We start from the raw sequence: 24432 nt of genomic DNA, 5'->3' as shown, positions 1-24432 counted from the left end.
CTCAAAAAGTAGAATGAAAATGCCGAGGTAAGCTCAGCCATGTCGAATAATAGTGATATTGAACTGTCGAATTCTGATGATTGCGAAAAGTATGTGAATCAGTTTATTCAGGAGTTTCCTTTACGTCGCGCGGAAATCGGACAGGGCACCGTGATTAAACGTGCCTTGCCAAGCAGACATAAGCGCATGATAGGTGCCTGGTGTTTTCTGGATCATGCGGGTCCGGCCAGTTTCCCGCAAGGAGATGGTCTGGATATCGGCCCTCATCCACACATTGGTCTGCAGACCTTTACTTGGATGATCGAAGGCAGCATGATGCACAATGACAGTCTGGGAAATCAGCAATTGATTCGTCCCAAGCAGGTCAATCTGATGACCTCGGGTTATGGCATTTCACATACCGAAGTCTCTCCTGAAAGTGAAACGCATATGCATGCAGCACAGTTGTGGATTGCCTTGCCGGACGACAAGATCAATATGGCACCAGGTTTTGAACATTATCCTGAATTGCCGGTCGTCAATGAGCAAGGCATTGAATTTACCGTGCTGGTCGGAGAATATTTAAAAACGAGATCACCGGTTAAAGTACATAGCGAACTACTCGGAGTAGACCTGTATGCAGCTCAAAGTACTAGTGCGCGCTTGCCTCTGAATCCGAAATTTGAATATGGCTTTATGGTGCTTGAGGGGACGGCCAGTATAAATGGGCATGAACTAAATGAAGATAATATGCTGATCCTGGAGCCCGGCTTACAGCAGGTCAATGCTGAAGTTCATGCCGGGAGCCGGGTGCTATTGATTGGTGGGGAGCCATTTGAAAGCCCGATTTTACTGTGGTGGAATTTGGTCGGGCGCACGACAGAGGAACTTAAAATTGCGCGGGAACAATGGATTGAGGGTCATGAACGTTTTGGTTCCATTCCTGCCTATGATGGACCACGTTTAGAAGCGCCCGCATTTCCAGACCAGATGCGGGCTTCCCGATAAATGCTAAAAATGATGGGAATATGGAACGCTGTCTGAGTTGAACTCAAATAATGAATCTGCAACATAGGATACATATCATTACAGTCATCAAAAAATGAGCTAGAGTCTGCTGCTTTTTGCTATGCTCAGTGGGCAAAAACAATAAAATCATGAGTCTAATATGCGTGTTTTACATCATCTCGAACAATCACGATCATTTCGTATCCTGTGGGCCATGGAAGAATTAGGACTGGATTGCGAGGTTAAATACTATAAACGTCAGCCCAACCTTTCTGCGCCACCGGCCTTAAAACAGATCCATCCGTTGGGCAAAGCCCCGATTCTGGTCGATCAGGGTCAGGTACTGGCAGAATCTGCGGCGATCCTGGAATATTTGCAGGAAACTTATGATGAAAAGCAGCAGTTTCGCCCAGAAGATATTGCCGACAAGGCCCAGTACCGTTACTGGATGCATTATGCGGAAGGCTCGTTAATGCCGCTGCTGGTGATGCAACTGGTAATGACCACAGTGCCTAAACATACCCCGTTGCTGATTCGACCAGTCGCCAAAAAAATCTGTGATGGAGTGAAGAAGCAGTTTGTACAGAGCCGTTTAAAAGATCATATCCAGTTTCTGGAAAGCTATTTGAGCGAGCATGATTATTTTGCCGGCCATTTCAGTTTTGCCGATATTCAGATGAGTTTTCCTTTGGAGGCTATGCAGAGCCGGACGGGTCAAAGCTATCCAGCGATTCAGGCCTATCTGAAACGGGTGTCGCAACGTGCTGCCTATGCGCGTGCACTATCCAAAGAAAAACAGATCAGCTCTTAAACGCTTAAAAGAAAAGGTGCCGATGGCACCTTTTTTGATGGTTATATTACTCTGGAAAGCTGAGACGTTCTTTAGGGAAAACTACCTTAAAAGTAGAACCCTGGTTTTCCTTGGACTCAATTTCCAGATGTGCCTGATGCTGCATCAGCACATGTTTAACAATTGCCAATCCCAAACCGGTACCACCAGTCCGGCGGCTGCGGTCTGAATCGATGCGGTAAAAACGCTCAGTCAGTCGTGGCAGATGTTTGGGGTCAATACCGATGCCGTTATCTTGCACCACAAAATAGGCCGATTCGCTATCATCATGCCAGCCGATGGTGATGGTGCCGCCTTTAGGCGTGTACTTGATGGCATTGGTGATCAGGTTGCTAAAAGCGCTGGCCAATTCCATATCTGAACCGATCAGATCGCAATGACTGTCAATGTCCAGATTCAGGGTATGACCATAATCAATATTATAGGCCTGGGCATCATCGAATAGCTGGTTCATCAGACTCGGCATTTCAATGATCTGGTTTTTGGCAATATTTTTATCATTTTCCAGACGTGACAGCAGCAACAGATCGTTGACCAGTGCATTCATGCGTCGGGTTTGCGACTGCATCTGATCAAAAGCGCGTTTCCAGCGTGGATTGATATCTTCCTGATCGGTAAAGGTTTCAATATAGCCACTGAGCACGGTCAAAGGAGTGCGCAGTTCATGTGAAATATTGTCGACAAAATCCTTTCGCATCTGTTCCAGATTGTGCATCCGGGTCACATCATAAGCGACCAGTACCCGACTTTCTCCGCCAAAACGGGTCATTTTGACCTGCACATAATGGTCTTCAAACAGCGAAGAACGCATTTTTAGGCCGTCGGGAGATTCATCAATATGGTGATAGTATTCGATAAAGCTCGGTTGGCGTAGCAAGGTCAGGATATTACGGCGACGGTCATCACTGGAGATTCCGAGCAGACGTTCGGCTGCCGGATTCCACCATTCAATCTGTTGGTTTTCATCAAGTAGTACCACAGCTTCTTGTAAGGCCACCAGTGAAGACTGTGCACGATCAATCAGTTCGACCATTTCCGCCTGAACAATCCGTTCCTGACGTTGGGCGCGGTAAACATTGAAAAGTAGCGCACCCCAAATCCCGCCAATATTTGGTGGAACATCATAAGGGCGATTGGAAATCCATTCATTGACCAGATATAAGGAACGCATTTGGGTCGCAAAGAACGCCACGAAAGCAATTACGATACAAACCCAGAAATACCCAATCCCAAAACCGATAAAGCTGGCGATAATCAGGAAAAAAGCCAGTAAGCGTAAATCCTGTTTCGCAAAATCCCATAAGCTACTGTAACGGATTCTTTTATGTTCGCGTGCCAGTTCGGGGACAGGGTAGGGTTCATACATAAAACAAGATTTACCTTAAAAGATATTAACCTAAAGCGACATCTGAACGGGTCGAAAAGCGATACCCCGTTCCGCGAACGGTTTGTACAAAACGGTCTACACCATAAGGTTCCAGCACTTTACGCAAACGGCGGATATGTACATCGATGGTCCGGTCTTCAATATAGACGTTACCGCCCCACACCTGATCCAGCAATTGCGCACGGGTATAGGCACGTTCCGGATGGGTCATGAAGAATGCCAGCAAACGATATTCAGTCGGCCCCATTTCCAGAATGTTGTTACCAAAATTCACCCGCTGGCTGACCGGATCCAGAATCAGGCCATTGGCATCAATAGTTTTTTCACCGCTCAGGGCATTGGCGCGGCGCAGTACCGCCTTAATTCGGGAGACCAGTTCCCGGGTCGAGAATGGCTTGGTCATGTAGTCATCGGCACCGGCATCCAGACCTTGTACCTTGTGGTCTTCTTCACCGCGCGCTGTCAGCATGATCACCGGAATTTCTGACAGGCTTTCATCACGTTTCAGACGACGACATAAGTCCACACCGCTCACACCACCCGGCATCATCCAGTCCAGCAAAATTAATGCCGGACGCTGGTCCACAATCATCTGATGCGCCTGCTTGGCATCTTCTGCCTGTAAGCACTGAAAACCGGCCATATCCAGAGAGGTATGGATCATTTCCCGAATCGGGAGCTCGTCATCGACGATTAATATGTAGTCATCTTTCACAACGCAATACCCTATTTCATGTAAACGGTGAACCGTTTTATATTTATGACAGGCTTATTACAAAGACTAATTATGACAGTATCATTGCAGAAAGGGAAAAACTGCTGATATTCGCAAAAATTTGTGATAAATATAGCGCAGAAACTTGTTAAAAAATCATAAATTAATTTTACTCATTTCCGTAGTACAGCATAAATCTTCAACTCACTGGTAAATGCAGGAAAGCCGATTAAGCACAGGATTTAACAGCTATTTTTTCTCGGAAAATGACTCGAGCAGCGCCAAAAAAACCACACTGCACGACGATAAAACTTCCTCAAGCGAATGCTTAAAACCACTCATCACCCAACGAATGGCAATTTGGGTGACATAGCCATTTAAACCGGTCGACACCAATGAAATTTCCTGCTCGCTGCGATTTAACTGCGGCATCATCAACATGACAAAGGCATGAATCATGCGGTCGAAACGTGACATGGTTTCATGAATAGTGGCCTGATTATGCAGCTCCTGTACCAGCATGGCATCGATATAAATGATCCGTGCCATGCGCGGATTGTCACGCAGGGTAGTGAGCAGCGCACTCAAACCGGCTTCGATCATTTTTTTCGGATCACTCGATGCCTGCATCATGGCCTGCATCACATTCTGTTGCAGTTCATCAATCAGTTTTAGGAAAATGGTCTGAAACAGATGTTCGCTTTTCTTGAAGGATTCATAAAAATAACGTTCAGTCAGTTTGGCTTCATTGCAGATATCTTTGACAGTAACTGAAAAAAAACCATAACTACCATAGGCTTCAATCCCGGCTTCGATGAGCTTTTCACGACGTGCCTGCTGCCGTTCAGCCATCGACAGGCCTTTAAACTGACGTTCCTTGGTTTTGGCGGGTCGTGATTTTGCTGCTGAGTCGATTGAATCGGTCATAAGGCCTGTGTGCTCATCTGCATGAAGATTTTGAATATCTTAACAATAAATCACGCTTAGACCTATATAGAAATGCTCCCCTGAAATTTGGCCTCTAAGGACATGGGATAATTATTGACAATCTATATTGTCAAAACTATATTGAGGATCTGTGCTAGCTCCTGAAACAACAGAACAAGATCCTGCTGTCATGGAATGGCAGTGGTTTACATAAGGAAATTGAATGAAAAATTTTAACAATAAAGTTGCTGCGATTACCGGTGCCGGTTCAGGTATTGGTCAGCAACTGGCAGTATTACTGGCCCAGCAGGGTTGTCATTTGGCACTGAGTGATATTAATGAACAGGGTCTGGCACAAACTGTAGAATTACTCCAAGGGACTGATGTTCGTGTCACCATGCAAAAAGTGAATGTGGCTGAACTGGAACAGGTGCGTAACTGGGCGGCACAGGTCGAACAGGATCATGGCAGTATCAATATGATCTTTAACAATGCCGGCGTTGCACTGGGTTCAACCGTTGAAGGGGCATCTTATGAAGAGCTGGAATGGATCGTCGGAATCAATTTCTGGGGCGTGGTTTACGGTACCAAAGAATTCCTGCCATTGATCAAGAAAACTGGCGATGGTCATGTCATCAATATTTCCAGCCTGTTTGGTTTAACAGCTCAGCCGACCCAGTCTGCTTATAATGCGACCAAGTTTGCCGTGCGTGGTTTTACTGAATCCCTGCGTCAGGAACTGGATCTGGAAAATTGTGGCGTGAGTGCACTGTGTGTGCATCCGGGGGGTATCCGTACCAACATTGCCAATGCAGCAAAAATGAATAACAGCCTGCTGACTTTAGGTATGAATCCGGAAAAATCGGCCCGTAATTTTAATAAATTATTGCGTTGTCCACCTGCAGAAGCTGCCCGTCAAATTCTGGAGGCGGTACAAAAAGACAAGCGCCGTCTGCTCATCGGCAATGATGCCAAAGCGATAGACCTGATTCAGCGAATCTTGCCGACCGGTTATCAGCATGTCACTGCACTGGCGACCCAATTTGGTAAAAGAAAGAAAAAGTCTGCTTAAGAAATTGTAAAACAGACCCGCGAAAGCGGGTTTTTTTATCGCTGTGATAGGGGCTAATTTTTTGCAAATGAGAGTATTAACTCCTGTAATGCTTTAGGCACGTAAAAAAACTTGCATCTAAATCAACGCTTCAACCGTTTTTTTCTTCCAGACCAACTGGTAATACAGTCCCTGCAAAATACACAGGCTGACAAAGGCCAACGCGTAGGCATACCAGATACCTTCCAGACCCCACCACCGGCTAAACAGATAAGCGGCGGGAACTTCAATACAGAGAATGGCAAAAATATTAATCAGCATTGGCATGGTCACCGTTCCACTTGAACGCATGATCGAAGCAAAAATGGCACTGGCACCAAAGAACAGAATCGACCACACCACAATAAACAGCAGTTGTTGTCCCAGTACTACAACCTTAGGATCGGTAATAAACAGCGCCATCAGATATTTGGAGAACAGGTAGGCCAGAATCACCAGACCGCCGGTAAACAGGATATTCATACTCAGCGCAGTCCGGGTCACTTTATTGAGCAGATCCGCTTTACCTGCGCCAATCGCTTGCGCACCAAATACAGATGCGGCAATTGCAATCGACAAAGCCGGAAATTGAATATAATTTAAGACCTGATTGACTGCACCATAGGCCGCTGTTGCTTCTGCGCCATAGCGGTTGACCAATCCGACAATTACCAGTCCGGCGACTGAAGTCGTGACCATTTGCACACCAGTAGGAACCCCCAGTTTCAAGATCATTCTGCTCAACTGTGGTTGATGACGAATATTTTTTAATAAGGCCCAGTCCAGCTTGAGCGGATGTTGCCTATAGTTCAAATACAGGATTAAAAACAACAGAACCGCCAGATTTCCCAGAATGGTGGCAATCGCCGGTGAGATAATGCCCATTTTAGGAAAGCCAAAATAACCGGCAATCAGGACCGGTGTCACCACCAAACCGACCCCAATGGTAAGTGCGGAAGCAAACAGGGGGGTGGTACTATCCCCAACACCGCGCAAGATGGAAGTATAAATAATATAGATAAAGATTAAGGGGCTACCCGCCAGCATCCATTGCACATAGGGCAAGGATAAATGCATCACATCCGGATCTGTGCCAAGCGCCAAGAGAATATTCTCAGCAAAAATTACCCCAAAAAGTGCAATCAAGCTGCCGCCAATCAAGGTCATAAATAAAGTTGAACCGACCACACAGCGCACTTTTTCTATATTTTTCCCGCCCCAAGCCTGGCCAATCAATACGGTAGAGCCGGCCGATAAACCAATCACAAAGGCCATCAGACAAAACAGGATCGGGAAAAAAACGGCAACAGCAGCAATCGCATTCACTCCGAGCATTTGTCCCACAAAAACCGTATTGATCGTGCCGGAGAGACTTTGCAGGATATTGGTCGCAATTAATGGCAACAGAAATACCAGAAAGGCTTTCCATAAATTCTGTTGATGAATCAGTGAGTGCTGTGCCATGCGACATCCTGTGATTGAATTATCATCTATTTATTGATGCAGCTATTATTCGGCAGAATATAAAAAAAAGCCTTAGCTTTTAAGTAACTAAGGCATTTATTTTATGAGATTTTTAGTTAAAAAATGAGTTAAATCTTTGAAAGAATTTGACCTGCCTGGATCAAGGTTTGTTCTTTTTTTGCAAAGCAGAACCTGAGCAGACGTAAATCTGCAGGGGGGTGTTGGTAGAACGCGGAGACTGGAATCGCCACAATCCCATGTTGTTCTGCCAGAAAATGGCACATGGACAGATCATCGAGCTCAGGCCGAATCTCCGAATAATCTAAGTTCTGAAAATAAGTCCCTTGAGAAGGTGTCCACTTAAAGCGTGATGTTTTAATGGATGAGTTAAATAAATCCCGTTTGTTTTGATAAAACTGGGACAGTTCGCGTATATGCTCAGGATGCAGTTGCATATATTCCGCCAAAGCGACCTGAACGGGTGTTACACCGCAGAAGCTGGCAAACTGATAAATCTGTCTGAACATTCTCATCAGTGCCGGTGCAGCAATACAAAATCCGGTTTTCCAGCCCGTGACATGGAAGGTTTTACCAAAAGAACCAATCACGAAGCTACGCTCGCGAAGTTCTGGAAATGACCAGGCCGAATAGTGCTGAATGCCATCAAAAACCAGATGTTCATAGACTTCATCCGACAGCACCACAATATTGTGCTCGCGAATCAGCTCGATCAGTTGTTGCCAGTCTGCTTTGGACCAGACACTACCACTCGGGTTATGCGGAGTATTCACGACAATCATGCGGGTACGGTCATTAATGGCATCTTTGACCTGATTCCAGTCCACAGAAAAATCAGGATGCTGCAAAGCAATATGCACTGGCTTTGCCCCGACCAGTTGTACCGCAGGTCCATAACTGTCGTAGCTGGGATCGAAAATAATGACTTCTTCCCCGGCACGTACCGTGGCTTGAATGGCACAAAAAATCGCAATTGTCGCCCCAGGGGTAATCGTGATTTCCTCGACAGGGTCAATAATCAGTTGATCACGTTGCTGATAGAGATCTGCCACCAGACTTCGCAAGACTGGCAGACCATCTCCTGGTGCGTACTGGTTAAATCCATTCTGGCTGGCCCGGTTTAAAGCTTCAATCAAGGCAGGAGGCGCTGCAAAGTCCGGAAATCCTTGAGAAAGATTCAAGGCCCCGAGTTTTTGTGCCAAGGCCGACATGGTACTAAAAATGGTCACGCCCAAATCAGGTAATTTAGAAGGGAGTTCCAGCATGTCCTTGGCCTTGAAGAATGAGATATGAATGAGTGTAGCAGCAAGTTCCGTATAGGATAATCAGAAAAATAGGGAATATTGGGCAATATTTTTAATTAAGATGTACCACATGCAATTTAAGATTTTTAATTGAAGGGTCATAAATTAAAGGCCTAATTATGTGAAATGCATCGTGAACTGGACGAAATGGATAACTTTTCCTAAAATCTGCCGCACAATAATAAAGCTTAAAATTATAACTATAAAATGCCAAAACCTATCCATATGCTGGTGGAGCAGCTCGGGCTTAAGCGACAGCATCGTGCGCTACATTTACAGTTTTCACATCCTCCTTTAAATCATCAGGTTTTGATTCAGCGTATTGAGGGTCAGCATCAGATCAATCAAGGCCTGCAGGCTGAACTGATCTGTCTTTCCACTCATGCTCATATTGCCTTGAAACAGTTTATCGGCTGTCGGGTGGCCATTGATCAGGTCACAGACCGGGGTGAACTTTTCCGGACTACGGGCATTATTACTGCAGCCAGTCAAGGGCAGAATGATGGAGCTTTGACCCTGTATAAATTGACGCTAAATGATCCGACTGCACTCTGGCAGAAGCGCCGTAACAGTCGGGTTTTTATGAATAAGACGGTGCGCGAGATCAGTGAAATCCTGTTCAGTGAATGGCAAAACAGAAGTGCATTATTCGCGGCCAGTCTCAGCCTGGATTTGACAGGACTCAGCCGGGACTATGATGTCCGACCTTTTGTAATGCAGTCGAATGAATCGGATTATGATTTTCTGACCCGTTTATGGCGTAGCGAAGGAATTAACTGGTTGATCGATGAAAAGCAATTAACTGTGCCTGTATCAGCCAGCGAGATTCAAGCTCAGTTTTTAAAACTGGTAGATCATTCCCAATATTTTTCAGCTTTAAAACGCCGCTCCATCCGGTTTCATTGCAGTCATGCCACCGAACAGCTCGACACGCTGAACAGTCTGATTGCGGTACGTCAGCTCAATCCGAATAGTACCAGGACCCAGCGCTGGCATGCCCAGCAACTTGCCCAGGATCAAAGCCAGCCTTTATTCAGTAATCATCAGCAAAGTGATATTCATGCAAATGCCACTCTTCAGCTTGAAGATGCGTGGAACATCAGTCCGGCCTGGACCGGCGACTTAAATCATGAGGATCAGGTGACAGTATCTGGTATAGCCCAACTGGATCGACTCAATCAGCAGCTCAGTGACTATCATGCTTTGCAGTCTAAATATTTTAAAGCCAGTAGCAGCGTACGAGATGCTCAGGTTGGATACTGGTTTGAACTGCAACAGCATCCTGAAATTGATCAGCATCCTGCGCATCAACGTGAATTTCTGATTTTAGCTAAGCGGTTTTATAACCAGAACAATTTACCCAAAGATATCTTATCTCAGCTGGACAGTTTGCTTGAGAAGAGCGGCTGGCAGATGACACAGGAGGAACGACAGGCCAATGAACTACAGATGGTGCGCCGTGAAATCCAGGTTGTTCCTGAGTACCACCCCTTCATTCATCGGCCTGCTGCATATCCGCAACGGGCTCGAGTGGTCGGACCTGAAGGTGAAACGATTCATGTCGATGCATGGGGGCGGGTGAAAGTTCGTTTTCTGTTTACCCGGAGTGAGGATCATCAGCATGATGGCGGCGCAGGTAGCAATGACAATGATAGCGATTCTGCTTGGGTGGATGTTTTGACCCCTTGGGCGGGTGAGGGTTATGGCATTAGGTTGCATCCGCGAATTGGCGAAATTGTAGTGATTGACTTCTTTGAAGGTGATATCGACCGGCCCTTTGTGGTGGGACGGATTCATGAAGCAGAACGGCATCCGACCATGTTTGATGCAAAAGGAGAACTTCCTGCGACCAAAAAACTTAGTGGCATCCGTTCTCAGGAGGTCGATGGGGATGGCTTTAACCAGTTGCGTTTCGATGATACCCCTGAACAGATTAGTGCGCAGCTGCAAAGTAGTCATGCAGCCAGTCAGCTCAATCTGGGAAATCTAAGCCATCCTAAAGAAAGTGAAAGCAGCGAAGGTCGAGGAGAAGGTTTTGAACTAAGGACAGACCAGTGGGGTGCCATACGTGCAGGAAAAGGCTTATTAATCTCCACTTATCGGCAAGATTCAGCAGCAGGCAATCACCTGGATGCGAGTCGTGCCAAAGAGCAGATTGAATCGAATCTCGATCATAGTAAAGCCTTGAGTGATATTGCTGAACAACAGCAGACTGATCCGCTGCAATTTTTTGATAGTTTAAAACAGTTTCTGAGTCAGATTGAAGCTGAAGATCAAGCCAAGGCTGCCGCATTTAAACAGGCCGTGATGTTATTAACTGCCCCCCAAACGATTGCACTGAGCACAAATGAAAATATTCATTTATCCGCTAATCAGCAAATCAATCAGAGTGCCGGGAATAATATTCATTTATCCACACAGAAATCTTTAGTTGCTCATGCACAGGACAAGATCAGTTTATTTGCTGCTCAAGAGGGTGCGAGTCTCTATGCTGCTCAAGGAAAAATTGAACTACAAGCCCAAGATGATGCGATTGAAGCGATTGCCCGCAAGGTAATCAAGCTTATTTCGACTGAAGACAAGATCGAAATCACCAGTCCGAAAGAGATTGTACTGACCGCTGGAGGGTCTCAAATTAAGGTAAATAGTGGCGGGGTATTTTTCACGACTGGCGGAAAATTTGAGTGTAAGGCGGGGCAACATAATTTTATGGGAGGGGCTAAAGTCTCTTATGAAATACCTCAGCTTCCGAATAATGCTTTATATAGCAATAGGCTGGATATATATGATCTATTTTGGCAGTCCGATTTCAGTTCAATAAATTATAAAGCTTTTATTCCTGATACTAATTCGTATATTTCAGGTCAGCTTGATGCGCACGGTCGTACTGGAAAAATTACTACAGCTGATTCCTCTAAAGTAGAAATTTTGGTAGGGCTCAATGATGAATGGGGATTAAGTGTCCAAGGTTATGATGTTGATGACCTGATTGAGCAGAATAATAAATAGGAGATAAAAATAAAAATGACAAATAAGTCTTTAGCAACAGTACAAATTCTAGATTTGTTAGGAAATCCAATTCCTAAAGTTCAATATGAAGTCAAAAATAGTAAGACAGGTCAACATGTAGTACGGGGTTCTACCAATTCCAAGGGGTGCCTTTATGAAATTCAAAGAGACAAAGGAACGGTTTTAGATATATATGTCAAAAGCCTTTTAGGTGGAGGTATGAAAAAAGTTCAGACTTTCATAATGGCGAAAGACCGTATGCTGGTTACGGTTATAAGTCCTAAAATTCTCTTGGATTTAAAAACATTAGAAAATAATGAAAATAAAGGAAGTTATAAACGTAAAACACATAAGGTTAAAAAAGGTGAAACTTTATCATCTATTGCACAACAGTATCTGAATAGCCACCAAAATTCTAGACACACATAACCATCTGTTGATGGGCCTTTTCATAATCTAATGGAGAACACTGACCATTGGAACCATGTCTGCGTTTTGAATTGTAAAACATCTCAATATATTCAAAGATATCCGACCTTGCTTCAGTTCTCGATACATATATTTTCTTCTTGATCCTCTCTCGCTTTAACAACTGAAAGAAACTCTCGGCAACAGCATTATCATGACAATTTCCTCGTCTGCTCATACTGCTTTCAAGATTATGATGTTTGAGAAATGTCTGCCGTTCATGACTGGTGTATTGACTGCCTTGGTCAGAATGGATCAAAACTTTGTTCTTTGGGTTTCTTCGCCACAAAGCCATCAGTAATGCATCTAACACCAGATCTGTTGTGATTCTGGATTTCATAGACCAGCCAATAACAAGACGCGAAAACAGGTCAATCACAACTGCGAGATATAACCACCCTTCATGAGTACGGATATAAGTGATGTCAGTCACCCATAATTGGTTCGGCTGCGTTGGATTAAATTGGCGGCCCAAAGTGTTTGCAGCAACGACAGCTGGAGTACCTGCATGAGTTCTAGGTTTGCGATAGCCACGCTGTGATTTAAGACCATTCGCCTTCATGAGCCGATGTACCCGATTGATCCCGCAACTTTCGCCAACATCTTTCAAATCACAGTGAATCTTGCGATAACCATAGACTCCGCCAGATTCCAACCAGAACTGTTTAATCAGTCCTGAAAGCTGTTGCCGTTTCTTGGCAGTTTTACTGGTGGGTTGCTTTAACCATGCGTAATAACCACTGTGATGAACATCTAAAGTTGAACATAAACGACGAACAGGCCATATATGTTGGTTGTCCTGAATAAAGGCGTACCTCATTTGGACTGGCTTGCGAAGTACACCGCGGCCTTTTTTAAGATGTCTCTTTCTTCTGTAACCCTTTGAAGCTCTTTTTTTAACTTTGCTAACTCTGAACTTGGGTCATTAAACTCAGTTGTCCTAGGTTGCTGTGGATCATAACGTTTAATCCAGGTATACAGACTATGGGTGGTCGTCCCTAAACGTGCAGCAACTTCAGCTACACTATGACCTTTCTCAGTAACTTGCTTTACTGCTTCAATTTTGAATTCTTCAGGGTATCGTTTACTGCTCATAAGCACCTCGTTAATTAGCCATTTTATCTAACTAAAAGGTGTCTACAAAATCGGTGGCTATTCAATCACACCACAATCCGAGTGCTCGAAAGGCTGAATGGGATAAAAGATGTCAATAAAATCAGCATAGGACAAGTAATTAAACTTCCAATTAATATGCCTGCTACAGGAAATAATACAAGTATTGATAGAAAGCCAAACCCTCAAAAAAATGCTTCTCAAAATAATAAGTCTCAATCATCAGAGAAAAGTAAAAAAGAGACTAAACAGGCTGATAAAGGAATTGTGAATACAGTTGAAGAGTATGAGAAGAAAGCATTAGAGCAGCTTAATGAATGGTATGAAGAAGGTAAGAAAGCTTTATCGGATGCAATAAAAATTGATATGAAAGAGGATCGCAGTCAGGATGGCGGAACACCGAAAACTCATACTTCCAATTTATGTAAAACTAATCCTCAATGTATATCTCAAGGCAAAAGTGAACTTATTAGAGAGGTTAATATCAGGCTAGCAGGCTTTGGTGGCGCATTACCTACAGATGAATTTACTCCTTTAACAGCGGAATGTATAAAGCAATTTCAACGGGATTATATGGGGGTTCCTGAAACTGGAAAAATATGCGGAAGTTTTTTAGCAGCTTTAGATAAGTTCCGTGATGAATATGGAATTGCAAATTTTATGACTAAAGCTAGTTGTCCCTGTGGTCAGTGTTCAGGTTATGGTAATAATAGAAGAGGTATTAAATCTGGTTTGAATACTGCTAATGAATATCCAGGATTGCATAGATCTTTAATATGGATATTAAAAGCATTAAATTTTTATTTAAAAAATGAATTTAAATATAAAGGTCTTGAAGTGGCTTATATAGAATCTGGTTATAGATGTATAAATGATAATAAGAAAAAAGGCAGAACTACAGTAAATCATATGGGTTTAGCATTAGATATACATATTAATAAAAATGGGAAGAGGACTAAGGCTATAGAAGATATAGAGTTTATTAGAAAAAAAATTATGACTATAAAAATGAGAGTAAGTGAAGAAAGGGCTTCTGATAAAATATATTTAGAACCAAAAAAATTTAAGAGTGGAGCAAATGGAGCAACTACTTGGGTTCATTTTGATGTGACAAGATTCTCAAGTATTTACTTTAATGATGAATAGTTCAAAAAAGAAATTAAAGATCTCAATGGAAATCCGGTAGTTGAGATTATTAAATCACTAAATATGAATTCTATTTTAAATTGTGCAGGAATAATCGTAAATACTTCTACTATTTCTAAAATAACAGATCAAACTATTGAGGCTCTGGTAAAAGAATTAGGTGATGCGATTGCTAGTGGTGAAGGTAGCTATGAAGCTTGGAATGCAGGAGCTCCAGAAGGAAAAAGAGTTAAATACGGAAAAATGAATGACTTGCCAGGTACAATGACTGAAAAAACTATTGATGAAATTTTAGACGCTGCGAAAAAATATAGATGGGATGACAATAGAAGAAGATTTGCCACTGGAAAATATCAAACAATTCCTTCTACTTTAGCAGCAGCTAAAGCGAGACTAAATTTGAGTGGTAATGAATTATATGATCCTGCTATGCAAGAAAGAGTCTTTAAGGAGCATTTATTAAGAGGTCGTTCATCTATCTACAGCTTGATTATTAAAGGTGATAAAACTGTAGAGCAGGCCATGGTTGATGCTTCGAAAGAGTGGGCTTCAATTGCTTTACCGAAGGGAGAAAAGAATAAATATGGAATTATTTCTGATGGTAGTATCGGTTATCATGAATCTAAAACGAATAAAGCAAATAAACATTCTACCGAAAAAGTTAAAGTTATATTTGAAAAAATTCATGCTTATCATTCAAATAAATAGGTTTTAAATATGAAATCCAAATTAATTTTATCATTGTTTTTTAATGGTTTATTATTTTCAAGTTGTACATACCCAAAAGAAAATATATTAATAACATCAAATAATGTATCAAGATGTTATTTTGAAAGTGAAGTTGTTGATTTTTGTTCTAGAAACAAGATTGAAATCTATAATCAACATATTAAAGATTTGCCTAATTTTTCAAATGATAAAATATTATTAATTTTAAATCATAATAGAAGTACAGGTAAAGGTGAAAGTAGAGTTGTTAAGCTGATAGTTATATTAGATCCTCTAGAAAAAAAAGTAATTCCTGTGCCTCAGATGGTAGGTAATTTTGTCGATGGTAATTTAAGGGAAATTAATGATGATCCTGCTATTATAAAATATAATAAAAAAGATAATAAAGTTTGTTTATCAGGGACTACCTACTTTTTAGAAAATAATAATATTAATATTGAAAATGAATGTTATAAGTTTGAAAAAGGACGTGTAAATAAAATAGAGGGCTTAAGATTAAATGGTATTGAAGAATTTTCTAAGTTGCCCTATTCATCTGATATTCATTTTAAGTGTATAAATAATATTAAATTAAATCAATGTAATAACTTGAGATTAATATCTTCGCAAAAAATATTAAATAAGTATAATTTTATTAACCCTCAAGATGGAATGAGTGTTTTTCTGAAAGGGGAAAAAGATTTCTTTTTAATAGTATCTCCGTTTTTTGATGAAGGGGGAGCTAATTTAAGGATTATGAAAGTTAAAAATTTTAATTTAATTTCAGAAAAATATATTTATGCAGGAAAAAATGTAAATATTGATGGTGATTTAAACATAAAATATTTTGAAGGAAATAATAAAAAAGAATTCTCATTCTAAGAATAATTAATTTAAAAAGCCGGCTTCCACCGGCTTTTTTCTTTTACCCTTCCAAAACCTCTCCCAGCAGCTCCTCACTTGGCGCAAAGTAATAGGCACCATCCAGAGGTGTTACGAAATGCAGCAGACCGTCATGAATTCCATCGCCAGAGGTACCGAACATACGTTCTAACATAGTATCAATAATTTTCAGGTCTTTGGTATAGGCAATAAAGAATAGACCCTGGTCACCACGTCCGTCACCATAAGGCAGAGAATGACGTAGAATTTCCATTTCTTCGCCTTCTTCATCTTCAACTACAGTACGTGCCACGTGCGCATTTTCAGGTTTGACTTCATCATCCAATTCAATGGATTCAAGCTTGGTGCGACCCATAACCTGTTCCTGAGTATCAACTTTTAGCTTTTTCCATTTTTCCAGGTTATGCGCGTAACGCTGGGTAAAAATAAATGAACCATCTTGGAAAATACCTGAATCTTCACCTAATAATGCGACTTCAGCACGATCATCCGGGAATTGTGGATTTTCAGTACCATCGATGAAGCCGGTAATATCACGACCATCAAAGTAGCGGAAGCAAACTCGCTCATCCAGCACCTGAACCTGGTCCTGAATTCCTTCAAAAAAAGCTTGACTGAGCGCAAAGCAGATATCAGCACGGGCACTGGCAATATGAATCAGTACATCTGCTGGAACAACCGGCATATCAAACGAACCATGAATGGGTTCAAGCTGTTTAAAGCCTGCAGGAGCTTGATCATAAAGTTTTGTCCACAGTTCAGGACCAAAAGCTACGCCTGTTTTAATTTGTGCTTGAGGGTGTTGCGTGATCAGCCGATCACGAGAAGTAAACAAATGTTCGAGTTGTTCTTTTAATTTTTCAATACTCAAATCTTTAAGACGTAACACAATAAAGCGAGCATGATCTGAAGGAAGTGGCAAGATTACCGATTGGGCTGTCATTCATGGCTCCTATAAGGATAGATCCTGTTTTTTAATGTACATATTGTGCCTGAAGCTAGACAGAGTGAATAGTGCAGTGCCTTATATTTAAGCAAGTTTTTAGCCTGATTTTATTGGAAAATTCATATAATATTGGGCAAGTTTTGCTGAGTTAAATATTCATGTCCTATCAAATGTGGTTTGCCTATATGTTGGCCTGCTGGGTGATTAGTGTCTCTCCGGGTGCTGGTGCAATTGCATCGATGTCGAGCGGATTGAATTATGGTTTTCGGCATGGTTACTGGAATGCGCTGGGTCTGCAACTGGCTTTACTGGTACAGATTGCAGTGGTTGCAGCAGGCGTGGGAGTTTTGTTTGCGACAACCCCATGGGCATTTTTAGTGGTGAAATGGTTTGGTGTTGGCTACCTGTTATATTTGGCAGTTTTGCAATGGAAAGCACCTGCACAGAACATCGAAATTAAACATGAATTGACGCGAAAATCGAGAGGAAAACTGGTACTGCATGGTTTCTTGGTTAATATCACTAATCCTAAAGCCATCGTATTTTTACTGGCCGTCTTGCCGCAATTTCTGGATTTGTCCAAACCACAATGGATTCAGTATTTGATTATGGCTGCAACAATGGTGACGATTGATCTGATTGTGATGGCGGGTTATACCGGATTGGCTGCTAAAGTTTTAAGGTTACTAAAATCACCGAAACAACAAAAAGTCATGAACCGGACTTTTGCCGGTTTATTTGCAGGTGCTGCATTTTTATTGAGTTTGGTGCATCAATAACGAGTGTTTGCTCTCTCCTTAAAGGAGAGAGGCTGAATAGATCATTAGAAAATCATCATGATTTAACAGAAAGATTAATTCAGCTTTTTAAACTTCTGCACACAGAAGATCAGTGCAAATAGCACCGCCATGGTCAGGACAATGGTTAAACCTGTCGAAGTATTGAGACCTGCACTCGACCATAGGCCCACGGTCACCCCAATTTGCGCAATCACGAATGCCCAGATCACCATTTGTTTTGGTGAATGTGCAAGGAGTCGTGCAGTCAGAGCAGGGATCACCAGTAATGCCCCCATGAGTAATGAACCCACTGCTTTCAGGGCAAGCACGGTAAACAATGCCAATAACAACATAAAGATCAGGCGTTGCCATTTGGCATTTACACCTTCACTGACCGCCATGTCCGGATCAATCGCGATTTGAATCTGCGCTTGCCAGCTCTTATAGAGGACGGCTAAGGCCAGAATAATCACGATAGCAAAGGTGGGTAAGTCCGTCCAAGAAATCGTCAGTAGATCACCAAATAGATAGCTGAGAAGTTCCGGTCTTAAACTCGGTAAATGCTGAATGAACAATAGACCTGAGCAAAGCAGTGTTGCTGAACACAGCGCCAGCAAGGCATCATTCGGCAGGCGCGGATCATGCAGCACCCACAAAACCCCTACCAATAATAAGGCAATAAAAGTGACTCCCATCCAGAGAGGTAAACTTAAAGCCCCAGCGATGGCAACACCGAGCAAAGTACCGTGTGCCATGGTATCGGCAAAAAATGACATACGCCGCCAGAGCATGAGACAGCCCAGCGGTGCAGTCAGAAATACCAATAGCGTTCCCATGATCCATGCAGGTAAAAGGAGTTGTAACCAATCCATCATGGTTTAAGCTTCCGGCTCGGGGTGAATATGAGGGCGTGAATCATGCTGACAGGGGGTGGCAGAATCGCCGTGCGCGCAATGATCATGATGATGTTGATAGAACACCCGATTGGTGCCAAAAATCGCCTGATATTCGGGATGTTGCTGCACGCTTTCCGGCAGGCCACTACAGCAGATATGCTTGTTCAGGCACACGACCCGAGTCGTACCTTGCATCACCCATTGCAGGTCATGTGAAACCATCAGTACGGCACAGCCATATTTTTCCGGCAAGTTACGCACATATTCATACAGTTCAGCTTCGGACTGAATGTCTAGACCCTGCATCGGTTCATCGAGGACTAAAATATCCGGCTGGCGTAATAAGGCGCGGGCCAGTAGCACCCGTTGACGTTCACCGCCAGACAACTGCTGCACTTTAGAATCTTGCAGTTTACTAATGCCGGTATCGCGAATAATTTCGGTTTTAATCTCGGACGGACACTTTTCTAGTGCCAATAAATCTTTCACCCGTAGCGGCAAGCTATGTGAGGGATTGAATTTCTGTGGCACATAAGAGAATTTGAGTTTGCGCGCAGTCTTGATCTCACCTGATTGCGGTTTCAAAATGCCCAGCATGACTTTAATTAAGGTCGATTTACCAGCACCATTGGGACCAATCAGTGTGACAATTTCTTTCTCTTGTAACGAGAAATCAATGGCTTTTAAGATATCGCGCTCATCGATTTTGACCCAGATCTTGGAAAGCTGAATCAAGGGAGAGGCACTTAAGCTTTGTTGCGGCACTGCTGACAAATTCCTGAAATTTCGATAATGCTGTGATGTGCCGTGAAGTCGTCCGAGCTGGCCAGTGCATCGAGTTGATCGAGTAAGCCCTGAGCCGACGCTTCTTTCACGGCTTTACATTCGGTGCAGATTAAAAAAGCAGCCTGATGACCTTCACGCGGATGGCAACAGGGGATATAGGCATTGATCGAGGTCAGGCGATGAATCAGCCCTTTGCTTAATAAAAAATCCAGAGTGCGATACACCGTTGGTGGGGCTGCAGGACGATCACTGGCATTTTTCATTTGTGCCAGCAGATCATAGGCGCCCATCGGGCCATGCGCATTTAGAATGAGTTCCAGCACTTCTTTACGTAAAGGTGTAAGGCGTGCGCCGCTTGCTGCACAAAGACTTTCCGCTTCAGCAAGACGTTGTGCGACATTGGGATGGTCGTGCACGCCGTGCAATGCGTTGTGGTGTTCGTGCGAACAGGAACCCATAGTTCACCTCAAGTGCGAAACTGAAAATTAATAGATTTCAAATCTTAACATGAAGCGTTCTGAGTTTCGATTAGGCATAGGTATTTTTGTATTTTTGTTATATTATAACACTTCCTGATTTTATCGTTTTTAAGTGATTTCTACTCATGTTCCGTCTCCTTGCAATCAGTCTGCTGGCATTGTTCAGTACACTCAGTTGGTCACAAAGTCTGGTGGTGTCTACGCAGCCGATCTATCTGATTGCCAAGAAAATTACCCAAGGTGTGGAACAGCCGACTTTATTGCTGGCCAACCAAAGTGGACATGATGTGAGTCTGACTCCGGCGCATCGAAAAACTATTCAGAATGCAGGTCTGGTGATCTGGCTGGGTCAGGCGCATGAAGCACCCTTGGCCAAAGTGCTGAATGAAAGTAATAAAGGCATTGCACTGTTAGACTCGGGGATATTGACCACCTTGCCGATGCGTAATCCGCGTGGCGAGGCCTTGAAAAATACGGTAGACACGCATGTCTGGCTCGATCCGAATAATGCCGTACGGATTGGCTTCTTTATTGCGGCGTTACGTTCGCAACAACTGCCGGAACATCGTGAACGCTACTGGAAAAATGCCCGTGACTTTGCACAAAACATGTTTGCTACGGCTCAGCGTTATAGTTCAAGTAACAAAGCCAAACCTTATTGGTCTTATCACGATGCCTACCAGTATCTTGAGCGCCCACTCAATTTAAAATTCATGGGGGCATTGACCGATGATCCACATGTTTCACCAACGGTGGCGCAAATCAAGTTTTTACAGGATCATCGTCCACAGCGCAAAATGTGTCTGCTGGCCGAAGGTCATGCCAGTGAAAACCAGTACCGCAAACTCAATCCGGTACTGTTCCAGCATGTCGATGAAAGCATGAGCGGGGCAGGGGACTTTGTGCAGGCTTGGCAGCAATTGGCCGCCGAAACCCAGAAATGTGTACTAAATGCACGCTAATGATTTAAAAAATAGACAGATTTTGATTAGTTTAACAGCAGTGACCCGATTTAAAAAAACACGACTAAGGTCGGGAAAAGATTGCATGTTCAGGGGTGTAACTCTATAATGCCTGCGATTAAAAATAATCACCTGTTAAACTTGTCAAGCATGATTGCTGTGAGTGAATAAATAATGAGCCGAACTAGTCGCTTGATTGACCGACGATTAGCGAAAGCTTTGGTCCTCCTGCAAGCCTGTATGATCCCTGTTTCAGCCTTGATCGGCTGGGTCGTGAAAGACTCAACCGCAGCCTTGAGTGCAGCATTAGGTGCACTGGTATGTTGGCTCGCGACTTGTTATTTTTCGTGGCAATCGTTTCGAGCAGCAGGAGCCCGCGCGTCTAAACAAGTTCTTTCGAACATGTATAAAGGCTTGATGGGAAAGTTTGCCATTGTGATTGTTGGTTTCATTTTAATTTTAAGCAATGTTAAACCGTTGTCAGCGGTGGCGTTGTTTTGTGGTTTTATACTTGTTCAAGCCATGTCGTGGGTCGCTCCGTTTTGGGCGTCACGTCTACAAAAATGAGTATAAGCACAACAAGAAATTGAAAAGTTTTTCAGGAGCAGGCGAGATATCAAGCAGCACGCGATATTCGTTTGTTCTATTAGTTTTTTGACATTGACCAGGTGTGATTTATGGCTGCTGAAGAACATGCCCTTACTTCGACCGAGTATATCAAGCATCACTTGACCAACATGACCTATGGCAAAATGCCGGACGGTACATGGAAATTGGCCGAGAGCGGTGCTGAAGCTCAACAGATGGGGTTCACTGCTATTCACTTGGATTCAATGGGTTGGTCTATCGGACTGGGTCTGATTTTCTGTTTGTTGTTCTGGTTGGTTGCGAAAGCAGCTAATGCTGGTGTTCCTACCAAGTTCCAGTCTGCAATTGAAATGATTATCGAGTTTGTAGATTCAAGTGTACGTGATACCTTCCACGGGAAGTCTCGATTAATTGCACCCTTAGCATTAACCATTTTCGTGTGGATTTTCCTCATGAACTTGATGGATTTGATCCCTGTTGACTTTATTCCTTATGTAGCTCAACACGCGATTGCTTCTATGCTGGGTGTAGACCCTCATCAGGTTTACTTTAAAATTGTTCCGACTACAGATCCAAACATTACCCTCGGTATGTCTATTTCTGTATTCTTCTTAATTATTTTCTATAGTATTCGTGAGAAAGGTGTTGGCGGCTTCGTTGGTGAGTTAGCACTGAACCCATTTAACCCAAGTAATCCAGTTGCTAAAGTGCTTTTAATTCCATTCAACTTATTGTTGGAATTGACTACTTTCTTGGCGCGACCAGTTTCATTGGCTCTACGACTGTTCGGTAACATGTATGCGGGTGAGTTAATCTTCATTCTTATCGCGTTATTACCGTTCTGGATCCAGTGGGCGTTGTCTGTGCCTTGGGCGATTTTCCACATTTTGATTATTACGCTACAAGCATTCATTTTCATGATGTTGACTATCGTGTACATGAGTATGGCAAGCGAAAAGCATTAATGGTATTGCCTAACTGTCAACGGATGGTTGGGCACACAATTTTTTAACTTAATTTGGTATAAAACCTAACCTCTGAGGAATTATCATGGAACTCACTTTAGGTCTAGTTGCAATTGCATCTGCTATCTTGATCGCTTTCGGTGCTTTAGGTACTGCGATTGGTTTTGGTCTTCTAGGCGGCCGTTTCCTTGAAGCTGTAGCTCGTCAACCAGAATTGGCTCCACAACTTCAAACTCGTATGTTCTTAATCGCGGGTCTTCTTGATGCTGTGCCTATGATCGGTGTTGGTATTGGCTTGTTCTTCATCTTCGCTAATCCATTTGTAGGTTAATCAGCTTAATTCCGAAATTCACTATTTGAGGAATTTGCAATGAATATCAACCTCACATTGTTTGGCCAAGCGATTGCGTTTGCGATTTTTGTCGCATTCTGCATGAAGTTTGTATGGCCACCACTAATCAATGCGATTAGTGAACGTCAGCGTAAAATCGCTGATGGCTTAAATGCTGCTGAAAAAGCGAAGGCTGACCTTGCAGATGCGCAAGCACAAGTGAAAGCTGAGTTAGACGCGGCAAAAGCACAAGCGGCTCAATTGATCGAACAAGCGAACCGTCGTGGTGCACAATTGATCGAAGAAGCGCGTACCCAAGCTGCGGCTGAAGGTGAGCGTATTCGTCAACAGGCTAAAGAAGCTGTTGATACTGAAATCAATGCTGCTCGCGAAGAATTGCGTCAACAAGTGGCTGCTCTTGCAGTAACTGGTGCTGAGAAAATTCTTAGCCAGCAAGTTGATGCAGAAGCTCACAATGCCATGCTGACTCAGCTGGCTGCTAAACTTTAAGAGAGGCGGATTATGGCTGAACTCTTGACGTTGGCACGCCCATACGCTAAAGCAGCATTTGCTTACGCTTCTGAGCAAAGTGCAACTGACTCTTGGTCAACAGCACTTGAATTGCTCAGTGCTGCGGTGCAAGACGAAGCATTTTCAGCTTATCTAAATCGCCCTGAGCTTACACCTGCTGAGCAGGTGGCTCTTTTTGCGAAAGTTTTAGGTGAAGACCAAACTGCAGCAGTGTCTAACTTCCTGACATTGCTTGCAGAGAATAACCGTTTGGTTCTTCTTCCTGAGATTGCAGCAGAATATGAGCAGCTTAAATCACAGAATAACAATACTGTGGATGTTGTGATTGAATCAGCATTCCCATTGACTTCTGTACAGGAACAACTTCTTACTCACGCATTAGAGAAAAAATTCGAAGCGGCGGTAAATGTTTCTGTAGAAGTTAACCCAGCGCTGATTGCTGGTGTAGTTATTCGTGCAGGCGACCAAGTGATAGATGATTCTGCGCTTAACAAGCTTGAAAAAATGCGTACTCGTCTTCTTGCTTAATTGCATTTAGAAGACTGAACTTTAAAAAGATTGAGGTATAGCGCAATGCAACAACTGAATCCATCCGAGATCAGTGCGCTCATTAAACAGCGTATCGGCGATCTGGACACCAGCGCAACCGCTAAGAACGAAGGAACCATTGTTATGGTTTCCGACGGTATTGTGCGTATTCACGGCTTAGCTGACGCTATGTACGGTGAAATGATCGAATTCGACGGCGGCCTTTACGGTATGGCACTGAACCTAGAACAGGATTCAGTGGGCGTCGTTGTTTTAGGTAACTACTTAAGCCTTCAAGAAGGTCAAAAAGCGCGTTGCACAGGTCGTGTATTAGAAGTTCCGGTTGGTCCAGAACTTTTAGGCCGTGTAGTAGATGCTTTGGGTAACCCGATTGATGGTAAAGGCCCTATTGATGCAAAATTAACTGATGCTGTTGAAAAAGTAGCACCAGGCGTAATTTGGCGTCAATCAGTGGATCAACCTGTACAAACTGGTTATAAATCATTAGATACAATGATCAATGTAGGACGTGGTCAAATTGAGTTGATCATT

General features: G+C 43.1%; 22 protein-coding genes and 3 pseudogenes. 15 read left to right on the top strand and 10 right to left on the bottom strand.

Annotation, left to right across the window (positions count from 1 at the left end):
* Positions 1–39 precede the first annotated feature (39 nt).
* Positions 40–987 (top strand): pirin family protein, encoded by a 948-nt coding sequence (locus tag ACIG3F_RS07465; protein WP_396469725.1) that lies wholly within the window; start codon positions 40–42, stop codon positions 985–987.
* Positions 988–1147: 160 nt separating this feature from the next.
* Positions 1148–1798 carry a glutathione S-transferase family protein gene (locus ACIG3F_RS07460; protein WP_396469724.1) on the top strand — a complete coding sequence of 217 codons (651 nt, stop codon included), beginning with the start codon at positions 1148–1150 and terminating at the stop codon, positions 1796–1798.
* A gap of 46 nt (positions 1799–1844) precedes the next feature.
* Here ACIG3F_RS07460 and phoR read toward each other — a convergent pair whose 3' ends face one another.
* The 3 genes from phoR to ACIG3F_RS07445 all read right to left on the bottom strand — a co-directional run bounded on the left by phoR (position 1845) and on the right by ACIG3F_RS07445 (position 4866).
* Entirely contained in the window at positions 1845–3203 is a 1359-nt protein-coding gene (gene phoR, locus ACIG3F_RS07455) for a phosphate regulon sensor histidine kinase PhoR (protein ID WP_396469723.1), read from the bottom strand.
* Between the two features lie 25 nt (positions 3204–3228).
* Complete coding sequence (phoB, locus tag ACIG3F_RS07450; protein WP_004280972.1) at positions 3229–3939, bottom strand: phosphate regulon transcriptional regulator PhoB; 711 nt, start codon at positions 3937–3939, stop codon at positions 3229–3231.
* 249 nt (positions 3940–4188) lie between these two features.
* Entirely contained in the window at positions 4189–4866 is a 678-nt protein-coding gene (locus ACIG3F_RS07445; protein ID WP_004644847.1) for a TetR/AcrR family transcriptional regulator, read from the bottom strand.
* A gap of 223 nt (positions 4867–5089) precedes the next feature.
* Between ACIG3F_RS07445 and ACIG3F_RS07440 the strand changes: the two genes are divergently transcribed.
* Positions 5090–5938, top strand: a complete 849-nt coding sequence (locus ACIG3F_RS07440) for an SDR family oxidoreductase (RefSeq protein WP_004644848.1) — start codon at positions 5090–5092, stop codon at positions 5936–5938.
* A 117-nt stretch (positions 5939–6055) separates the two neighbouring features.
* On the opposite strand, the gene ACIG3F_RS07435 is transcribed toward ACIG3F_RS07440, so the two are convergent.
* Both ACIG3F_RS07435 and ACIG3F_RS07430 read right to left on the bottom strand, forming a co-directional pair.
* A complete protein-coding gene (locus ACIG3F_RS07435) occupies positions 6056–7420 on the bottom strand; it encodes an MATE family efflux transporter (RefSeq protein WP_396469722.1) in 1365 nt (454 codons plus the stop codon).
* 128 nt (positions 7421–7548) lie between these two features.
* Positions 7549–8703 (bottom strand): methionine aminotransferase, encoded by a 1155-nt coding sequence (locus tag ACIG3F_RS07430; RefSeq protein WP_396469721.1) that lies wholly within the window; start codon positions 8701–8703, stop codon positions 7549–7551.
* A 246-nt stretch (positions 8704–8949) separates the two neighbouring features.
* On the opposite strand from ACIG3F_RS07430, the gene ACIG3F_RS07425 reads away from it, so the two are divergent.
* Positions 8950–11751, top strand: coding sequence for a type VI secretion system Vgr family protein (locus ACIG3F_RS07425; RefSeq protein WP_396469720.1), 2802 nt, complete (start codon positions 8950–8952; stop codon positions 11749–11751).
* A gap of 15 nt (positions 11752–11766) precedes the next feature.
* A pseudogene (locus ACIG3F_RS07420) lies at positions 11767–12147 on the top strand (LysM peptidoglycan-binding domain-containing protein); the annotation flags it as partial.
* Positions 12148–12166: 19 nt separating this feature from the next.
* Here the strand turns inward: ACIG3F_RS07420 and ACIG3F_RS07415 are convergent.
* Positions 12167–13314, bottom strand: a protein-coding gene (locus tag ACIG3F_RS07415) for an IS3 family transposase (protein WP_396469719.1) whose coding sequence is annotated in 2 segments (ribosomal slippage) — positions 12167–13068 and positions 13068–13314 — 1149 coding nt in all. Because the reading frame shifts where the segments join, the coding sequence is not laid out codon by codon here.
* Between the two features lie 66 nt (positions 13315–13380).
* On the opposite strand from ACIG3F_RS07415, the pseudogene ACIG3F_RS07410 reads away from it, so the two are divergent.
* Positions 13381–15186: pseudogene (locus tag ACIG3F_RS07410) on the top strand (peptidoglycan-binding protein); the annotation flags it as partial.
* Between the two features lie 9 nt (positions 15187–15195).
* On the top strand, positions 15196–16068 hold the full coding sequence (locus ACIG3F_RS07405; RefSeq protein WP_004644854.1) for a hypothetical protein: 873 nt from the start codon (positions 15196–15198) through the stop codon (positions 16066–16068).
* A 43-nt stretch (positions 16069–16111) separates the two neighbouring features.
* On the opposite strand, the gene ACIG3F_RS07400 is transcribed toward ACIG3F_RS07405, so the two are convergent.
* Positions 16112–17032, bottom strand: coding sequence for a Dyp-type peroxidase (locus ACIG3F_RS07400; RefSeq protein ID WP_396469718.1), 921 nt, complete (start codon positions 17030–17032; stop codon positions 16112–16114).
* Between the two features lie 161 nt (positions 17033–17193).
* Here ACIG3F_RS07400 and ACIG3F_RS07395 point away from each other — a divergent pair, with 161 nt between their 5' ends.
* Complete coding sequence (locus tag ACIG3F_RS07395) at positions 17194–17814, top strand: LysE family transporter (RefSeq protein ID WP_004644856.1); 621 nt, start codon at positions 17194–17196, stop codon at positions 17812–17814.
* Between the two features lie 74 nt (positions 17815–17888).
* On the opposite strand, the gene znuB is transcribed toward ACIG3F_RS07395, so the two are convergent.
* The 3 genes from znuB to ACIG3F_RS07380 are packed head-to-tail and all read right to left on the bottom strand — an operon-like array spanning position 17889 to position 19954.
* Positions 17889–18689 (bottom strand): zinc ABC transporter permease subunit ZnuB, encoded by an 801-nt coding sequence (gene znuB, locus ACIG3F_RS07390; RefSeq protein ID WP_004644857.1) that lies wholly within the window; start codon positions 18687–18689, stop codon positions 17889–17891.
* Between the two features lie 3 nt (positions 18690–18692).
* Positions 18693–19475, bottom strand: a complete 783-nt coding sequence (gene znuC, locus ACIG3F_RS07385) for a zinc ABC transporter ATP-binding protein ZnuC (protein ID WP_004644858.1) — start codon at positions 19473–19475, stop codon at positions 18693–18695.
* A complete protein-coding gene (locus tag ACIG3F_RS07380) occupies positions 19457–19954 on the bottom strand; it encodes a transcriptional repressor (protein WP_004280980.1) in 498 nt (165 codons plus the stop codon). Before ACIG3F_RS07380 ends, znuC begins: the two co-directional genes overlap by 19 nt.
* A 146-nt stretch (positions 19955–20100) precedes the next feature.
* Here ACIG3F_RS07380 and ACIG3F_RS07375 point away from each other — a divergent pair, with 146 nt between their 5' ends.
* The 7 genes and pseudogenes from ACIG3F_RS07375 to ACIG3F_RS07345 form a co-directional block, all read left to right on the top strand.
* Positions 20101–20937, top strand: coding sequence for a metal ABC transporter solute-binding protein, Zn/Mn family (locus ACIG3F_RS07375; protein ID WP_004280981.1), 837 nt, complete (start codon positions 20101–20103; stop codon positions 20935–20937).
* Positions 20938–21111: 174 nt separating this feature from the next.
* Complete coding sequence (locus ACIG3F_RS07370; protein WP_004280982.1) at positions 21112–21504, top strand: ATP synthase subunit I; 393 nt, start codon at positions 21112–21114, stop codon at positions 21502–21504.
* A 110-nt stretch (positions 21505–21614) separates the two neighbouring features.
* On the top strand, positions 21615–22490 hold the full coding sequence (gene atpB / locus ACIG3F_RS07365) for a F0F1 ATP synthase subunit A (protein WP_004644859.1): 876 nt from the start codon (positions 21615–21617) through the stop codon (positions 22488–22490).
* A gap of 85 nt (positions 22491–22575) precedes the next feature.
* Positions 22576–22821: a F0F1 ATP synthase subunit C gene (gene atpE, locus ACIG3F_RS07360; protein ID WP_000424060.1), complete on the top strand. Its 246-nt coding sequence runs from the start codon at positions 22576–22578 to the stop codon at positions 22819–22821.
* Positions 22822–22860: 39 nt separating this feature from the next.
* Complete coding sequence (locus ACIG3F_RS07355; protein ID WP_004280990.1) at positions 22861–23331, top strand: F0F1 ATP synthase subunit B; 471 nt, start codon at positions 22861–22863, stop codon at positions 23329–23331.
* Positions 23332–23343: 12 nt separating this feature from the next.
* On the top strand, positions 23344–23880 hold the full coding sequence (locus tag ACIG3F_RS07350) for a F0F1 ATP synthase subunit delta (protein WP_004644860.1): 537 nt from the start codon (positions 23344–23346) through the stop codon (positions 23878–23880).
* Between the two features lie 45 nt (positions 23881–23925).
* A pseudogene (locus ACIG3F_RS07345) lies at positions 23926–24432 on the top strand (F0F1 ATP synthase subunit alpha); the annotation flags it as partial.

The sequence above is a fragment of the Acinetobacter sp. NPDC052428 genome, from assembly GCF_044547685.1.
Lineage (GTDB): Bacteria > Pseudomonadota > Gammaproteobacteria > Pseudomonadales > Moraxellaceae > Acinetobacter > Acinetobacter lwoffii_G.
Note: the sequence above shows the minus strand (reverse complement) of the source record. Positions and strands in the feature narration are given on the sequence as shown.

Bases quoted from the DNA above. Each gene is read 5' to 3' on its own strand.
- ACIG3F_RS07465 (WP_396469725.1), top strand. From the start codon at position 40: ATGTCGAATAATAGTGATATTGAACTGTCGAATTCTGATGATTGCGAA.
- ACIG3F_RS07460 (WP_396469724.1), top strand. From the start codon at position 1,148: ATGCGTGTTTTACATCATCTCGAACAATCACGATCATTTCGTATCCTG.
- phoR (WP_396469723.1), bottom strand. From the start codon at position 3,203: ATGTATGAACCCTACCCTGTCCCCGAACTGGCACGCGAACATAAAAGA.
- ACIG3F_RS07445 (WP_004644847.1), bottom strand. From the start codon at position 4,866: ATGACCGATTCAATCGACTCAGCAGCAAAATCACGACCCGCCAAAACC.
- ACIG3F_RS07440 (WP_004644848.1), top strand. From the start codon at position 5,090: ATGAAAAATTTTAACAATAAAGTTGCTGCGATTACCGGTGCCGGTTCA.
- ACIG3F_RS07435 (WP_396469722.1), bottom strand. From the start codon at position 7,420: ATGGCACAGCACTCACTGATTCATCAACAGAATTTATGGAAAGCCTTT.
- ACIG3F_RS07430 (WP_396469721.1), bottom strand. From the start codon at position 8,703: ATGCTGGAACTCCCTTCTAAATTACCTGATTTGGGCGTGACCATTTTT.
- ACIG3F_RS07425 (WP_396469720.1), top strand. From the start codon at position 8,950: ATGCCAAAACCTATCCATATGCTGGTGGAGCAGCTCGGGCTTAAGCGA.
- ACIG3F_RS07405 (WP_004644854.1), top strand. From the start codon at position 15,196: ATGAAATCCAAATTAATTTTATCATTGTTTTTTAATGGTTTATTATTT.
- ACIG3F_RS07400 (WP_396469718.1), bottom strand. From the start codon at position 17,032: ATGACAGCCCAATCGGTAATCTTGCCACTTCCTTCAGATCATGCTCGC.
- ACIG3F_RS07395 (WP_004644856.1), top strand. From the start codon at position 17,194: ATGTCCTATCAAATGTGGTTTGCCTATATGTTGGCCTGCTGGGTGATT.
- znuB (WP_004644857.1), bottom strand. From the start codon at position 18,689: ATGATGGATTGGTTACAACTCCTTTTACCTGCATGGATCATGGGAACG.
- ACIG3F_RS07380 (WP_004280980.1), bottom strand. From the start codon at position 19,954: ATGGGTTCCTGTTCGCACGAACACCACAACGCATTGCACGGCGTGCAC.
- ACIG3F_RS07375 (WP_004280981.1), top strand. From the start codon at position 20,101: ATGTTCCGTCTCCTTGCAATCAGTCTGCTGGCATTGTTCAGTACACTC.
- ACIG3F_RS07370 (WP_004280982.1), top strand. From the start codon at position 21,112: ATGAGCCGAACTAGTCGCTTGATTGACCGACGATTAGCGAAAGCTTTG.
- atpB (WP_004644859.1), top strand. From the start codon at position 21,615: ATGGCTGCTGAAGAACATGCCCTTACTTCGACCGAGTATATCAAGCAT.
- atpE (WP_000424060.1), top strand. From the start codon at position 22,576: ATGGAACTCACTTTAGGTCTAGTTGCAATTGCATCTGCTATCTTGATC.
- ACIG3F_RS07355 (WP_004280990.1), top strand. From the start codon at position 22,861: ATGAATATCAACCTCACATTGTTTGGCCAAGCGATTGCGTTTGCGATT.
- ACIG3F_RS07350 (WP_004644860.1), top strand. From the start codon at position 23,344: ATGGCTGAACTCTTGACGTTGGCACGCCCATACGCTAAAGCAGCATTT.